The sequence below is a fragment of the Pseudomonas sp. FW305-70 genome, assembly GCF_058783925.1.
Genome location: NZ_JBYSYZ010000014.1, coordinates 51,197 through 66,397, shown reverse-complemented (window position 1 = coordinate 66,397; position 15,201 = coordinate 51,197). Strand labels below are relative to the sequence as shown.

General features: G+C 60.2%; 15 protein-coding genes. 5 read left to right on the top strand and 10 right to left on the bottom strand.

The window, feature by feature from the left end; translation table 11 throughout:
* Positions 1-90: 90 nt before the first annotated feature.
* Both AC3WN7_RS13390 and AC3WN7_RS13385 read right to left on the bottom strand, forming a co-directional pair.
* Positions 91-1,161, bottom strand: coding sequence for an AI-2E family transporter (locus AC3WN7_RS13390; protein ID WP_095966285.1), 1,071 nt, complete (start codon positions 1,159-1,161; stop codon positions 91-93).
* Positions 1,162-1,192: 31 nt separating this feature from the next.
* Positions 1,193-1,432 carry a sulfurtransferase TusA family protein gene (locus AC3WN7_RS13385; RefSeq protein WP_007979782.1) on the bottom strand — a complete coding sequence of 80 codons (240 nt, stop codon included), beginning with the start codon at positions 1,430-1,432 and terminating at the stop codon, positions 1,193-1,195.
* A gap of 98 nt (positions 1,433-1,530) precedes the next feature.
* Here AC3WN7_RS13385 and AC3WN7_RS13380 point away from each other — a divergent pair, with 98 nt between their 5' ends.
* Entirely contained in the window at positions 1,531-2,964 is a 1,434-nt protein-coding gene (locus tag AC3WN7_RS13380) for a M48 family metalloprotease (RefSeq protein ID WP_095966284.1), read from the top strand.
* Positions 2,965-3,041: 77 nt separating this feature from the next.
* Here AC3WN7_RS13380 and AC3WN7_RS13375 read toward each other — a convergent pair whose 3' ends face one another.
* The 4 genes from AC3WN7_RS13375 to rpoE all read right to left on the bottom strand — a co-directional run bounded on the left by AC3WN7_RS13375 (position 3,042) and on the right by rpoE (position 6,813).
* A complete protein-coding gene (locus AC3WN7_RS13375) occupies positions 3,042-4,466 on the bottom strand; it encodes a DegQ family serine endoprotease (RefSeq protein WP_095966283.1) in 1,425 nt (474 codons plus the stop codon).
* Between the two features lie 178 nt (positions 4,467-4,644).
* Positions 4,645-5,604: a MucB/RseB C-terminal domain-containing protein gene (locus tag AC3WN7_RS13370; RefSeq protein ID WP_095966281.1), complete on the bottom strand. Its 960-nt coding sequence runs from the start codon at positions 5,602-5,604 to the stop codon at positions 4,645-4,647.
* Positions 5,605-5,612: 8 nt separating this feature from the next.
* The gene (locus AC3WN7_RS13365) at positions 5,613-6,200 is read right to left on the bottom strand and encodes a sigma-E factor negative regulatory protein (protein ID WP_015093912.1); all 588 of its coding nucleotides are present in this window, start codon (positions 6,198-6,200) and stop codon (positions 5,613-5,615) included.
* 31 nt (positions 6,201-6,231) lie between these two features.
* Positions 6,232-6,813 carry an RNA polymerase sigma factor RpoE/AlgU gene (gene rpoE / locus AC3WN7_RS13360; protein ID WP_003172477.1) on the bottom strand — a complete coding sequence of 194 codons (582 nt, stop codon included), beginning with the start codon at positions 6,811-6,813 and terminating at the stop codon, positions 6,232-6,234.
* 552 nt (positions 6,814-7,365) lie between these two features.
* On the opposite strand from rpoE, the gene nadB reads away from it, so the two are divergent.
* Positions 7,366-8,982: an L-aspartate oxidase gene (gene nadB / locus AC3WN7_RS13355; protein WP_102674434.1), complete on the top strand. Its 1,617-nt coding sequence runs from the start codon at positions 7,366-7,368 to the stop codon at positions 8,980-8,982.
* On the opposite strand, the gene AC3WN7_RS13350 is transcribed toward nadB, so the two are convergent.
* Together AC3WN7_RS13350 and AC3WN7_RS13345 are read right to left on the bottom strand one after the other, a co-directional pair.
* Positions 8,951-9,403, bottom strand: a complete 453-nt coding sequence (locus AC3WN7_RS13350; protein ID WP_095966279.1) for a protein YgfX — start codon at positions 9,401-9,403, stop codon at positions 8,951-8,953. The genes nadB and AC3WN7_RS13350 overlap by 32 nt on opposite strands.
* Positions 9,387-9,641, bottom strand: a complete 255-nt coding sequence (locus tag AC3WN7_RS13345) for an FAD assembly factor SdhE (protein WP_007979797.1) — start codon at positions 9,639-9,641, stop codon at positions 9,387-9,389. Before AC3WN7_RS13345 ends, AC3WN7_RS13350 begins: the two co-directional genes overlap by 17 nt.
* A gap of 149 nt (positions 9,642-9,790) precedes the next feature.
* On the opposite strand from AC3WN7_RS13345, the gene ygfZ reads away from it, so the two are divergent.
* Both ygfZ and AC3WN7_RS13335 read left to right on the top strand, forming a co-directional pair.
* Entirely contained in the window at positions 9,791-10,732 is a 942-nt protein-coding gene (ygfZ, locus tag AC3WN7_RS13340; RefSeq protein ID WP_095966278.1) for a CAF17-like 4Fe-4S cluster assembly/insertion protein YgfZ, read from the top strand.
* A gap of 21 nt (positions 10,733-10,753) precedes the next feature.
* Positions 10,754-11,575 (top strand): HDOD domain-containing protein, encoded by an 822-nt coding sequence (locus AC3WN7_RS13335; protein ID WP_102674433.1) that lies wholly within the window; start codon positions 10,754-10,756, stop codon positions 11,573-11,575.
* Positions 11,576-11,691: 116 nt separating this feature from the next.
* Here AC3WN7_RS13335 and AC3WN7_RS13330 read toward each other — a convergent pair whose 3' ends face one another.
* Positions 11,692-13,080, bottom strand: coding sequence for a sensor histidine kinase (locus AC3WN7_RS13330; protein WP_095966276.1), 1,389 nt, complete (start codon positions 13,078-13,080; stop codon positions 11,692-11,694).
* A complete protein-coding gene (locus AC3WN7_RS13325) occupies positions 13,073-13,744 on the bottom strand; it encodes a response regulator (RefSeq protein WP_095966275.1) in 672 nt (223 codons plus the stop codon). The genes AC3WN7_RS13330 and AC3WN7_RS13325 overlap by 8 nt, the downstream gene beginning before the upstream one ends.
* Positions 13,745-14,186: 442 nt before the next feature.
* Here AC3WN7_RS13325 and AC3WN7_RS13320 point away from each other — a divergent pair, with 442 nt between their 5' ends.
* A complete protein-coding gene (locus AC3WN7_RS13320) occupies positions 14,187-15,164 on the top strand; it encodes a Bug family tripartite tricarboxylate transporter substrate binding protein (protein ID WP_095966274.1) in 978 nt (325 codons plus the stop codon).
* Positions 15,165-15,201 lie beyond the last annotated feature (37 nt).

The window sequence follows — 15,201 nt, the reverse complement described above, 5'->3', positions numbered from 1 at the left end:
GCTCCCACAGTTGACCGAGTTGTTCAGGCGAACAAGGTCCAATGTGGGAGCGGGCTTGCCCGCGAAGAGGCCGTCAGCCTCACCGAAGATTCAAAGCAACGGCGCCACCTCCGGCTCCTTGCGCGGCCAGGCATCCAGCACCGCCTTGAACAGCGTCGCCAGGGGAATCGCAAAGAACACCCCCCAGAAGCCCCACAACCCGCCAAACAGCAGCACCGCACAGATGATCGCCACCGGGTGCAGGTTGACCGCCTCCGAGAACAGCAAGGGCACCAGCACGTTGCCATCGAGCGTCTGGATGATTCCGTAGACCGCCATCAGGTAGATGAACTGATCGCTCCAGCCCCACTGGAACAGCGCAATCAGAAATACGGGTACTGTCACCACCACGGCGCCGACATAAGGCACGACCACCGAAATCCCCACCAGCAGTGCCAGCAACGCCGCGTAGTTGAGTTCAAGCACGACAAAGGCGATGTAGGTCACCCCACCACAGATAAAGATTTCGATGACCTTGCCGCGAATGTAGTTGGCGATCTGCCGGTTCATCTCATGGGCGACCCGGGTGATCAGCGCCCGCTCACGGGGCAGGTAACCGCGCACCCACTGGCCGATCATGGCCCGGTCCTTGAGGAAGAAAAACACCAGGATCGGTACCAGCACCAGGTAGATCATGATGTTCACCAGCAAGGGCAGGCTCGACAGCGAGAACGTCAGTGCCCACTGACCAAACTTGCCGATTTCGCCGCGCGCCACTTCAATGGCCCGCAGTACTTGCTCATCAGACACCAGATGCGGATAGCGCTCGGGCAGCAGCAGCAATAGTGACTGCCACTTGGCGAGCATGCCGGGCAACTCGTTGAACAAGGTGATCAGTTGATGCCACAGCAGCGGCACGACCACCACGATAAACACCAGCAACAGCCCCATGAACAACGCAAAGACCAACCCCACCGCGACCCAGCCCGGCACACGCAGGCGCTCAAGCGTCACTACCAGCCCCTGCATCAGGTACGCCAGCACCATCCCGGCGAGCACCGGCGCCAGCATGCCGCCCAGGGTCAATACGGCGGTGAACGCCAGAAACAGCAGGACAGCCAGCACCACCGCTTCTTCATCGGAAAAATAGCGCTGAATCCAGTCGCGTAACACTTTGAACATCAATAATCCTTAGGAGCAAACGCAGCACAATTCAGGCTTTTTTCAACCAGTAGCGGTAAACACCCGCTTCATCTTCTTCACGAAGCAGGGTATGACCGGCCAATCGGGCAAAGGTGCGAAAGTCGCGCTGCGAACCTGCATCGGTGGCGATAACCTTGAGCACCGCGCCACTGGCCAGCCGGTTGAGCTCCATCTTGGCCTTGAGCAACGGCAACGGGCAATTCAGGCCGCTGGCGTCCAGTTCAACGTCATGCTCTACAGCATCGGTCATTGCATCACTCCGGGTCAGGTGGTTGAGATGCCTAGAATATCTGGTCGCAACGCCGGTGTCCGGCTACAGTAAGGTCTTTGTCGACTAAGGCTTTGTGCATGACATTTTTGCGCCCTACCCTGCTGACGCTCGCTTGCCTGCTCGCCTCACCGGGCTTCGCCGACGACCTGCCGTCACTCGGCGACGCCAGTTCTGCCATTGTCTCGCCACAACAGGAATACCAACTCGGCCGCGCATGGCTGGCCATGTTGCGCAGCCAGGTTTCGCAACTCAACGACCCGCAACTCAAGAATTACGTGGAATCCAGCGTTTACCGCCTGCTGGAGACCAGCCAGGTCACTGACCGGCGCCTGGAATTCATCCTGATCAACAGCCCGCAGCTCAACGCCTTTGCGGCGCCGGGCGGGATCGTCGGGGTCAACGGTGGCTTGTTCCTCAACGCCCAGACCGAAGGCGAATACGCCTCGGTACTGGCGCACGAACTGGCTCACTTGTCGCAGCGCCACTTTGCCCGGGGTATCGAAGCACAAAAACGCATGCAAGTCCCCATGATGGCTGCATTGCTGGCGGGTATCGTGGTAGCGGCCGCAGGTGGCGGTGACGCCGGGATCGCAGCCATTGCCGGCACACAGGCAGCAGCCATTCAGGAGCAGCGGCGATTCTCCCGCCAGAACGAACAGGAAGCCGACCGTATCGGCCTCCTCAATCTGGAAAAGGCCGGTTACGATCCCCGCTCGATGCCAACCATGTTCGAGCGCCTGGGGCGTCAGTACCGCTACGATGCCAAGCCACCGGAGTTCCTGCTGACTCACCCGGTCACCGAATCGCGTATCGCCGACACCCGCAACCGCGCCGAACAGTTTCCAACGGGCGGCATTGAAGACAGCATGCGCTACCAGCTGATCCGCGCACGCGTACAGCTGATCTATGAAGAAACCCCGGGGCTGGGCGCCAAGCGCTTCCGCGCCCAACTCGACGAGAACCCGAAAAACGACGTGGCACGCTACGGCCTGGCGATCGCCCAGATCAAGGGCGGCCAACTGAACGAAGCACGGGAGAACCTCAAGCAGTTGCTGGCCAAGTCACCTAACGAAATCATCTACAACCTCGCTCAGGTCGATCTGGACATCACCAACAATCGCCTGGCGGATGCCCAGTCCCGGGTTGACCGCTTGATGACCCAGTACCCTGGCAACTACCCGCTGAACCAGGTGCGCGTCGACCTGCTGCTCAAGCAAAACCGCACCGCAGATGCGGAGAAAGCCCTCGAAAGCCTGCTCAAGTCACGGCCGGATGACCCGGACGTGTGGTATCAGGTTGCCGAGACGCGCGGACTGTCGGGCAATATCATCGGCCTGCATCAGGCGCGCGCCGAATATTTTGCCCTGGTCGGGGACTACAAACAGGCCATTCAGCAACTGGACTTCGCCAAACGCAAGGCCGGCAGCAACTTCCCGCTGTCTTCGCGGATCGACGCGCGGCAACGCGAGCTGATGGAACAGGAGCGCTTGATCAAGGACATGATGGGCTGACGCCCTTGCAGACAAAAAGTCCGGACATAAAAAAACCGCCTCTTTCGAGGCGGTTTTTTATTCAGCCATCAACCGGGTTATTCAGCCAGCTTGAAGGTGATGAAGCTCGCACGACCTTGACGCAGTACTCGCATCGACACCGAACGGTTCTTTGGCAGCGCCTTGGCGATGTCCGCGAACTCCTTGGCGGAACCGATGGCCTGGTTGTTCAGGTGGGTGATCACATCACCCGGCTGCAGGCCGATCATGGCGGCAGGACCGTCCTGCACTTCCTTGATCACCACACCACCTTTGAGGTCGTAGGTTTTCTTCTGGTCGTCAGTCAGCTCGACCACGGAAACACCCAGGCGATTGCTGCTGCGCTCGATGCTGGATTTCGGCTCGGCGCCCATTTCCTTGTCTTCATCCGGTATGGCACCGACGGTCAGCTCGACATTTTTGCGCTTGCCGTCACGAATCACTTCCAGATCAGCCTTGGCGCCAGCCTTCAATGCGCCAACGAGGTGCGGCAAGTCGGCCGACATGACGATTGGCTGACCGTTCATGCTCAGGATCACGTCGCCCACTTGCAGGCCACCCTTGGCAGCCGGGCCATCATCCTGGATCTGAGCCACCAGCGCACCCGCCGGTTTCTCCAGGCCAAACGACTCGGCGAGATCCTTGCTCACTTCCTGAATCACCACGCCCAGCCAGCCACGGCTGACCTTGCCACCGGACTTCAGCTGATTGGAAACGTCCATGGCCACGTCGATCGGGATTGCAAACGACACGCCCATGAAGCCGCCGGAGCGGGTATAGATCTGCGAGTTGATCCCGACCACTTCACCGTTGAGGTTGAACAGCGGGCCGCCCGAGTTACCCGGGTTGATCGGCACGTCGGTCTGGATGAACGGCACATAGTTTTCGTTCGGCAGGCTGCGACCGACGGCGCTGACGATGCCCTGGGTCACCGTGTGGTCAAAGCCGAACGGCGAACCGATAGCAACCACCCACTGACCAGCCTTCAGGTCCTGGGATTTACCGAGTTTGAGCACCGGCAGATCCTTGCCTTCGATTTTCAGCAGCGCCACGTCGGAACGTGGATCGGTACCGACCAGCTTGGCCTTCATTTCGCTGCGATCGGCCAGACGGACGAGGATTTCGTCTGCATCGGCGATCACGTGGTTATTGGTCAGGATGTAGCCATCAGACGAGATGATAAAACCCGAGCCCAGGGAAGTTGCCTCGCGCTGACGGTCACGAGGAGAACGCGATTGCGGCGGCATGCCCCGCTCGAAGAATTCGCGCAGCATTGGCGGCAGGCCTTCGAGGTCGGGCATTTGCTGGCTGACTTTGCGATCCGGCAGTTTTTGCGTGGTACTGATGTTCACGACCGCGGGCGAGGCTTGTTCGACCAGTTGCGTAAAGTCAGGCAATTCGACCGCTTGGGCGGTGACCGCCTGACCGAGCACCAGCACGGTGGCAATAATGGAAAGGTAGGACTTCAAGCGTGGTATCGACATACGGCTCCCGTTACGACGAGCAGGGTTAAGCGATATGGAGCAAGGAACACCGGGAACAATACGCCGGTATTTTTGTTCCGGGAACAACAAACAAGGCCAGAGCCGAGGGGCTCTGACCTATAAGAAATTTAAGGGTTTTTTGCAAATTGAAATGCTCACGAAACATTTCGAATTTAGCTCACTGCTTGGTTGCAGTGGCGTCGGTGCGCATTGAAAGCGCTATCCGTTCAGCAGTACCTACCGGTATCTCGCCGACGACGGTCACCATCATGTCGCCTTGTGCCGTGGTCAAGCGCCGGGAAACCGCAACGGTCGGCCCCAACTGAGTACGGGTGTCGGTGACGGTTGCGCCATTCAACGGTTCGAGGAATACCGAAAAACGCGCCAGACCATCGTCGTACATCAGGCTATTGACCTGGGTCTTGGTCTGCGGATCCTTGCGAGCGGTACTGCTGGTCAGCTCGAAGCCGGGAGGCAACCAGTCGGAATGCCAGACCTGGGCAGTCTTGACGGCAGAAGCCTTGTCACTGTCGAGGTTGACTGGCTTGCAATCATCGCTGGCCTGCAGATCCTTTTCGGAAGGAACGTCGGCCGTATCCAGTTGCGTGAACTGGAAGCGCTCCAGCAACCGCCCCTTGTCGTCCAATAACAAAGACTTCAGAGGCAGGCCGGTTTCTTTGTCCAGATGCAGTTCAAAACCGTAGCGGTGTTGATCCCGGGGTTTCAGCGATACGATCACCGCCGAACGCCCGGCAACACGCGACTTGCCGATGACGGCGAGGTCATACCAATTCTTGAGCTTTTGAGGATCGAGTGCACGGGCAGCGGAGTTGGGGGAGTCCCCCAGCCCTGCTATCAGTGTGCCGCTGACGCATTGAGTATGCCCATCAATGCGAACGACTTCCTGAGCGGAGCCGTCGAGCTGGATCAATCGCTCGCGGACCTTTCCATCCTGGACGAGGTGCCAGATGTTATGGGTAGAAAAACTACCGTTACGCTCGTAGACGAAAGTACCCTGAAAGCTTTGCTGCTGCTCTGCCTGGCCCAGGCGGGTCAACCAGTCCTGGGCATCATCAGCTTGGGCTGGAACGATGAACCAGCCGCTGAGCAGAAGCGAAAGTAGAGGTATGGCGCGCATGATCCTCCTTAACGGTTTTCCAGACTTGCCGCACGAGCGTAAGGCAGAGCGCTCTCAGTACCTTTCAGTGCAGCCTGCTGTGCATGTTGGCGCAAGTAGCCTGGCAGACGCTGATCGTGCCAGCCTGGCTGACCTTGCAAAACGCCATTGGCCATTGGGCCTGTAGCTTCCGAACTCTCATTGTAGCCTGCCAGAACAGCAGGGCCTTTTACTTGAGGAGCGGCCAGTGCGGGTTGACTGGATTGCTGGGCCAGTTCGGTACCGGCGATCTCATCCTGGTTGTACAGACGCACACCGGCCAGTACCGCCAGGGTCACAGAAGCTGCGACCGCCAGACGACCCAGGCTGCGCCATGGACCGCGGGAAGCTTTTGCCGGTGAGGCCTCGTCAGCCAGGGCAGCAGAAACAGCCGCAGCGATGTCCAGGCGTGGAAGCAGCAGATCCTTGTGCATCACTGCCCGAGCGATCTGATAACGAGCCCAGGTTTCACGGGTTTCAACATCGTCGCAGGCATTCAATACCCGACGCAATTCCAATTCGTCCGCTTCGTTATCCATCACTGCGGACAGCGATTCCTGCAGGGCTTCACGACTCATGGCGTTCCTCTCTTGGCTGTCGCCGCTGTCTTTAGTTTTCCTGCAACAACGGCTGCAGGGCTTTGTCGATGGCCTCCCGGGCGCGGAAAATCCGGGAGCGCACGGTGCCTACCGGACATTGCATGACGCTCGCAATGTCCTCGTAACTCAGACCATCAAACTCACGTAAAGTTAAAGCCGTACGCAAATCTTCCGGCAGTTGCTGAATGGTTCGATGGACAGTGCCTTCGATCTCATCCCGCAGCAAAGCCCGTTCTGGCGACTCGAGATCCTTGAGGCCATGATCGCCATCGTAGAACTCTGCATCTTCGGAACTGACATCGCTATCCGGCGGCCGACGGCCGCGTGAAACCAGATAGTTTTTCGCCGTGTTGATGGCGATACGGTAAAGCCACGTATAAAACGCGCTGTCTCCGCGAAAATTTCCAAGTGCACGGTACGCCTTGATAAAGGCTTCTTGTGCCACATCCTGGGCTTCATGGGTGTCGTGCACAAAACGCACGATCAACCCGAGAATTTTGTGCTGGTATTTCAGCACTAGCAGATCGAAAGCACGCTTGTCGCCGCGCTGAACGCGTTCGACCAGTTGCTGATCCTCTTCCTGGGTTAGCATGAACACTCCTCGATGAGCTCGGAGGAGGCTTGCAGAAGTAAACCACCAGACTTGCAAACATAGACTCGGGCTTTTCGCAAAAGTTCTCCCCCTCCAGGCAAGTTTCCTGCGGGCTCTGATTTGGCACGCACGAAAAGCGCAGCGCGAGTGGGCCCGGCTGCGCGAATAATCTTGTCATCGGATTCTTCGCCAGGGATCGAACTGCAATCCTGTACTGAATCCGACGCTGTCCCTTGTTTCAGGCAACGGTCTATTGATCTTGGCACTTTGGCAAAAGTTCCAAATATTTATAGCTGCGCCGAACCGACATTGTGCAACCGTGAAGCGAAAAAGACTGTTAAATCGGCGATACAGTCGTTCTCGCGCGCAACGGGCAGAAAAACATCCGACGAAGCGCCCGACATTTTGCGTCACAGTAGTTTCACAATGCCATGCTGGCTCGGGTATTGTGCCGTCCCCCCCCTCTATATACTAGTGGGCTGTGCGGCTGACCTGACTCGCCAATCCAGCTGCGCCACCCCCGACCCGGGTCGCTTTGAGCGGAATCCTGAAATGAGCCAACAGTTTCAACACGATGTTCTGGTAATTGGCAGCGGTGCTGCCGGCTTGAGCCTTGCGCTGACCTTGCCCGGTCATTTGCGCATTGCCGTATTGAGCAAAGGCAACCTCGCCAATGGCTCGACGTTCTGGGCCCAGGGTGGCGTTGCCGCCGTGCTGGACGACACCGACACCGTTGAATCCCATGTCGACGACACGCTCAATGCCGGCGGCGGCCTGTGCCATGAAGACGCGGTGCGCTTTACCGTCGAGCACAGCAAGGAAGCGATTCAATGGCTGATCGACCAGGGCGTGCCTTTTACCCGCGATGAACAGTCGGGCAATGAAGATGGCGGGTTCGAGTTCCACCTGACCCGCGAAGGCGGTCACAGCCATCGGCGCATCATCCACGCCGCCGATGCCACGGGCGCTGCCATTTTCACAACCCTGCTCGAGCAGGCCAGGAAACGACCGAACATCGAACTGCTGGAGCAGCGGGTTGCGGTAGACCTGATCACCGAGAAACGCCTGGGACTCGAAGGTGATCGCTGCCTCGGTGCTTATGTGCTCAATCGCGGCACCGGCGAAGTCGATACCTATGGCGCCCGCTTTGTGATCCTCGCCTCCGGGGGAGCGGCCAAGGTTTACCTGTACACCAGTAACCCCGACGGCGCCTGCGGCGATGGCATCGCCATGGCCTGGCGCTCAGGCTGCCGGGTGGCGAACCTGGAGTTCAACCAGTTTCACCCCACCTGCCTGTATCACCCGCAGGCCAAGAGCTTCCTGATCACCGAAGCCCTGCGCGGCGAGGGTGCCCACCTCAAGCTGCCCAACGGCGAGCGCTTCATGCAGCGCTTCGATCCACGGGCAGAACTGGCGCCACGGGACATCGTCGCCCGGGCCATCGACCATGAAATGAAACGCCTGGGTATCGATTGCGTCTATCTGGACATCAGCCACAAGCCCGAATCCTTTATCAAGACGCACTTCCCGACGGTGTACGAACGCTGCCTGGAATTTTCCATCGACATCACCAAACAGCCGATTCCGGTGGTCCCGGCGGCGCACTACACCTGCGGTGGCGTGATGGTTGATCAACAGGGCCGCACCGACGTGCCGGGGCTGTACGCCATTGGCGAAACCAGTTTCACCGGCCTGCACGGCGCCAACCGCATGGCCAGCAACTCGCTGCTTGAATGTTTCGTTTATGCCCGCTCGGCGGCCACGGACATTCTCGAACAGTTGCCCCGGGTTCCAATGCCCGCCCCCCTTCCCGCCTGGGATGCGAGCCAGGTCACCGATTCCGATGAAGACGTGATCATTGCGCACAACTGGGATGAGCTGCGGCGGTTCATGTGGGACTACGTTGGTATCGTGCGCACCAACAAACGCCTGCAACGGGCACAACACCGCGTGCAACTGTTGCTGGATGAAATCGACGAGTTCTACAGCAACTACAAGGTCAGCCGGGATCTGATCGAGCTGCGCAACCTGGCCCAGGTGGCCGAGCTGATGATTCTGTCAGCCATGGAGCGCAAGGAAAGCCGTGGCCTGCATTACACCCTCGACTACCCCGACATGTTGCCGGTCGCGCTGGACACTATTCTGGTGCCGCCCACCTACGTCGGCTGAATTTGAGCCGGACCCGCAGGCGTCGGTGCACATCCGCCGCCTGCGCATCCCGGGGCACGCAAATGGCCCTGACCCGGCGCTCGCCCCGTAGACGGAAACGCAAGACCACCACCAACGGCAGCGCCAGGCTGTCCGGCCTCAGCTGCACGGGCTGCCAACCCTTGGCCCGGCTCCACAACTGCCAACCATCGGCATCGCGCCGCAAGCCGCAAATGGCCTGCGGGTGTGTCAACAGAATCCCCCGGGGCAACAGCCAGACACCGTGAGCCACGCACAGCACAACGCCGAGCGAACTGGCCCAGAGCGGAATCGACAGTAAAAACAACGAACCCAGCGCGAACAGCTGGGCCAGCAGATACGCCGCCAGCAACTGCCGTGAGGCATGCCAGCGGCATTCGAACGAATTACTTGGGCTGGACACGATCCAGAATCATGCGAACCATGCGTTGCAGCTCGGGATCTTCCGATTCGCTGCGTTCCATGAACCAGCCGAACATGTCCTGATCCTCACACGTCAGCAGTCGGACGTACAACGCGCGATCCACCTCGTTGAGCGTTGCGTAAACCTCTTTCGTGAACGGCACCAGCAACACGTCAAGCTCAAGCATGCCACGGCGGCTGTGCCAAAAGAGGCGGTTCAGTTCAACATCTTCGACCATGGAGCGCTCCTCAAATAGGCCGCAAGTATACAGGCCCGCGCACCGTCGAACAGTCGGCTTTGGTCGGGCACCGGTGATCCTTTGTGAACTACCCATTTCGAAGGCGGCCCCTTATGATGTCCACCAGACTTTTTACCCTGCGATGACCCATGGCCGATTCTGCTTTTTTCTGCACGCTTTCTCATGAAGGTGTTCTCGCGGTCCGCGGCGCGGACGCCAGCAAATTCCTGCAAGGCCAACTGACCTGCAATCTCAACTACCTGAGCGATTCCCGGGCCAGCCTCGGCGCGCGCTGCACGCAGAAAGGCCGGATGCAATCGAGCTTTCGCATCCTGCTCGAGGGTGACGGCGTGGTCCTGGCCATGGCCAGCGAATTGCTCGAACCGCAACTGGCGGACCTGAAAAAGTACGCGGTGTTCTCCAAATCGAAACTGACCGACGAAAGTGCCGCCTGGGTCCGCTTCGGCATTGACCATGGCGACGCCGCACTGGCCAGCCTCGGCCTGGACCTGCCGGCAGAAACCGACAGCGTGGTGCGCAACGACGGGCTGATCGCCATCCGTGTTTCGCCGCAACGCGCCGAGTTGTGGGTTGCCGCCAGTCTTGCCGATGCAGTCAAAGGCAAGCTGTCGGCGGTGCTGAGCGAAGGTGACCTGAATCAATGGTTGCTGGGCCAGGTCCGTGCCGGGATCGGCCAGGTCATGCCCGGCACCCGCGAATTGTTCATCCCGCAGATGCTCAACCTGCAAGCGGTCGGTGGCGTGAGTTTCAAGAAAGGTTGCTACACCGGCCAGGAAATCGTCGCGCGCATGCAGTACCTGGGCAAACTCAAGCGTCGCCTGTATCGCCTGCAACTGGCTGCTGGCGAGCTGCCGGAACCGGGTATGGCGCTGTTCTCCCCGACCCATGGCAGCTCTATCGGCGAAGTGGTGCTGGCTGCCCGCGCCGGGCAAGGCATTGAGCTTCTGGCGGTGTTGCAAGCCGAAGCGGCAGACAGTGGAGACATCCACCTGGGGGCGCTCGAAGGGCCGTCCTTGCAGCTGCTCGACCTGCCTTATGAACTGGATCGCGATCGCGAAATCCAGCAATAACGGCAGCACTAGAGAGACTCAATGAGCGAACTGGCGGAAAAGGTCCAACAGGATTTGGTTGAGGCCATCAACAACGATGACCTGGTTCTGCCAACGTTACCGGAAGTGGCCCTGCAAATTCGCAAGGCCGCGGAAAACCCGGAAGTCAGCGTCAGTACCCTGAGCAAAGTGATCGGCCGTGATACCGCGCTGTCGGCGCGCCTGATCAAAGTGGTCAACAGCCCGCTGTTGCGCGCGACCCAGGAAGTGACTGACCTGCACACCGCGATCACTCGCCTGGGCATCAACTACAGCTGCAACCTGGCGATCGGCCTGGTCATGGAGCAGATTTTCCACGCCCGCTCCGACGTGGTGGAACAGAAAATGCGCGAAGTCTGGCGCAAAAGCCTGGAAATTGCCGGCGTCAGCTATGCCCTGTGCCGCAGTTACACCCGGCTCAAGCCCGACCAGGCCGCCCTTGGCGGGCTGGTGCATCAGATCGGCGTGCTGCCGATCCTGACCTACGCCGAAGATCACTATGAACTGCTGTCCGACCCGGTCAGCCTCAACCATGTGATCGACCGGATTCATCCCCTGATCGGCGAAAAACTGCTCAAGGTCTGGGACTTTCCCGACATGCTGGTGCAGGTACCGCAGCTCTACCTGAATTTCAAACGCCAGTCGGCGCAGGTCGACTATGTGGATCTGGTGCAGGTGGCCAGCCTGTATTGCCACAAGGACACCGACCATCCGTTCGCTCGTATTGATCCGTTGAGCGTGCCGGCCTTCAATGCACTGGGCATCGACATCGACGACGGGGCGATGTGCGCCGACCTGGAAGAAACACGGTCGATGTTTTACTGATCAAAGACCGCGTCGCCCCCTTCGCGAGCAAGCCCGCTCCCACATTGGATCTATGCAACACCACAAATCCCTGTGGGAGCGGGCTTGCTCGCGAAGGGGCCTGAACAGACGCTGCATCACTCCCCTGCAACAAAGCTCACCCGCACCTTCAACCCCGCCCGCTCTCCATCGTGCAGGCTGATCTGCGCCAGATGCGCGCGGCAGATCTCGCCGACAATCGCCAACCCCAACCCTGAACCGGCCACTTGCTGATTGCGCCGGTAAAAGCGTTCGAATACCCGGTCGCGCTCCTCAAGAGGAATGCCGGGGCCATCATCTTCGACTTCCAGCACGGCGGGGGCCGAGACCCGCAGAATCACGTTGCCGCCTGGCGGGGTATGAGCCAGGGCGTTATCCACCAGATTGCTCAGCAGTTCGTTCAATAGCGTCGGCTCGCCCCGCAACCAGACCGGTTCATCCGCTTCCAGCGCCAGCGCGATGCCGCGCTTGTGGGCCAACGGCGCCATGGCCATGCCCAGTTCCCGGGCCAATTGACTGAGGTCGAGCAACTGCGCGCCCCCCTCGGCAATCGCCCGGGCGCCATTTTCGACCCGTGCCAGGGAAAGCAGCTGATTGGCCAGATGGGTCAAGCGATCAGTGCCCTGGGCGGCGGTCTCCAGCGTGCTGCGCCAGGTCTCGGGCTCGCCCGAGCGCATGCCCAGCTCCAGTCTCGCCTTGAGGGCTGCCAATGGCGTGCGCAGCTCGTGGGCGGCGTCGGCTATGAATTGCGCCTGCTTCTCGAACTGTCCTCGTAGACGCTCGGTAAAGTGATTGAGGGCGCGCACCAGCGGCCACAATTCGCGCTGCACTTCCACCAATGGCAAGGGGCGCAGATCGTCCGGCTGGCGCTCTTCCACCGCCGTGCGCAAGCGCTCCAGCGGGCGCAACGCGGCACTCACCGCAAACCACACCAGCATCAACGCACCGATTGCCAGCATGCCCAGACGCAGCAAGGTATCCGCCGCCAGACTGCGGGCCATGCTGACGCGCGCCTCATCGGTTTCGGCCACGCGGATTTCCGCCATGCCGTTCATGTTGGGCTCGCTCACGGGCTTGAGCAGGCTCACCACGCGCACGTTCTGCCCGCGGTACTGGGCGTTGTAGAAACGTGCCAGCGCCGGGTAGTCGTCGGTGCGCGGCGTTCCCGGCGGTGGCGCGGGCAGGTTTTCGTAACCGGAAATCAGCTTCTGATTGATATCGTTGACCAGGTAGAAAATTCGCCCGGCACTGTCGTAGGCAAAGGTATCGAGGGCCACGTAGGGCACGTCGGCACTCAGGGTGCCGTCGCGCTGGGAGACGCCGGCGGCGATGGTGCGCGCCGAGGCCAGCAAGGTCCGGTCATAGGCCGTGTCGGCGGCTTCACGACCGTTCCAGTAGGCGCTCAACCCGCTGGCCAGCATCAACACCACCAGCAACAGCGCCAGGTTCCACAACAACCGCCAGCGCAGGCTGCTGGGCTTATGCATCGCGGCTTTCCAGCAAGTAACCGAGGCCACGGAAGGTCACGATGGCGACCGGCTGGCCATCCAGTTTCTTGCGCAGGCGGTGCACGTAGATTTCGATCGCATCGGGACTGGCCTCTTCATCCAGACCGAACACTTGCGACGCCAGTTGCTCCTTGCTCATCACCCGCCCGGGGCGCGCGATCAGGGCTTCGAGTACCGCCTGTTCGCGGGAGGTCAGGGTGAGCAATTCATCACCGAGGGTGAAACGCCGGGTTTCCAGGTCATAGGCCAGCACACCACAACGCTGGATACGTTCACCGCCCAGCACACTGCGGCGCAGCAACGCCTTGACCCGGGCTTCGAGTTCGGTCAGTTCGAACGGCTTGGCCAGGTAATCGTCGGCGCCGAGGTTCAGGCCATGGACCCGATCCTTGACGTCGCTGCGGGCGGTCAGCATCAGTACCGGCAGGTTCTTGCCCCGCGCCCGCAGGCGCGCCAGCACTTCGAAACCATCCATGCGCGGCAAGCCGACATCGAGGATCGCCATGGCGTATTCCTCGCTGCCCAGCGCCAGGTCGGCGGCCACGCCATCGTGCAGGACGTCCACGGTCAGCCCGGTGCTCTTGAGCGCCTGGGCGACACTTTCGGCGAGCTGCAAATGGTCTTCGACGAGCAGGACACGCATGGATCTATACCTCGTTCAGGGATGGCCGACGCCATTCTTTGGCGCGGAGTTTACAGCCGCAATCACCGCTGTGAAGCCCGAAAAACCGTGAAAGCCCGCTGAAAGGTTAGCGAAAGGTTGGGTGGTTAGAGTCGCCCCACGGATGGTTTCGACTGCCGACCATCGAATCGTAGTTTGAAAACGTGCTTTGACATGTAACTACCGAAAAACGCCTCGAAGCGTTTTCGCCAATAAGAACAATAAACGAGGTACTGCACCATGCTGTCCACACAGCTTCAGGCTTGCCCGCCCCGCCCTTTCTCTTGCTCCCCGATGTTTACGCTTGCCAGCGCCGAAGCCGGCTGCCCGTCGTTCGATCCGTGCGGATTCGAACACGCCAGCACCGCGCGAAATCGTCGCACCTGAATCATCCTCAAAAACAAAAACTCCACTGGAGACAAAAATGAATCGTTCAATGCGCCGTTTCGCCCTCGCCGCCAGCTGTGTGCTGTTCGCCGGCCAACTCATGGCCGAGCCTAAACGCCCGGAATGCATCGCCCCGGCCTCGCCAGGTGGTGGTTTCGACCTGACCTGCAAACTGGCGCAAAGCGCGCTGGTCAACGAAAAACTGCTGACCAAACCGATGCGGGTGACCTACATGCCCGGCGGTGTCGGTGCGGTGGCGTACAACGCGGTGGTCGCCCAGCGTCCGGCCGATGCCGGTACGTTGGTGGCCTGGTCCAGTGGTTCGCTGCTGAACCTGGCCCAAGGCAAGTTCGGTCGTTTTGATGAAAGCAATGTGCGCTGGCTGGCCGCCGTCGGCACCAGCTACGGCGCTATCGCGGTGAAGAGCGATTCGCCCTACAAGACCCTCGACGATCTGGTCCAGGCCCTGAAGAAAGATCCGAGCAAAGTGGTGATCGGTTCCGGCGGCACCGTCGGCAGCCAGGACTGGATGCAGACCGCGTTGATCGCCAAGGCCGCCGGGATCAATCCGCGTGACCTGCGTTACGTCGCCCTCGAAGGGGGCGGCGAGATCGCCACGGCCCTGCTCGGCGGTCACATCCAGGTTGGCAGCACCGACATTTCCGACTCCATGCCACACATCCTCAGTGGTGATATGCGCCTGCTGGCGGTGTTCTCCGACAAGCGTCTGGACGAGCCGGAAATGAAGAACATCCCGACCGCCCGCGAACAAGGCTACGACATCGTCTGGCCGGTGGTACGCGGTTTCTACCTGGGGCCGAAGGTCAGCGACGAGGACTACGCCTGGTGGAAGGATTCCTTCGACAAACTGCTGGCTTCACCGGAGTTCGCCAAGTTGCGCGACCAGCGTGAACTGTTCCCGTTCGCCATGACCGGCCCGGAGCTGGACACCTATGTGAAGAAGCAGGTCGCGGACTACAAAGTGCTGGCCAAAGAGTTCGGCCTGATCCAGTGATCGTCTCTGTCTAGCGGCTGCGACTCCGCTTGGCGGG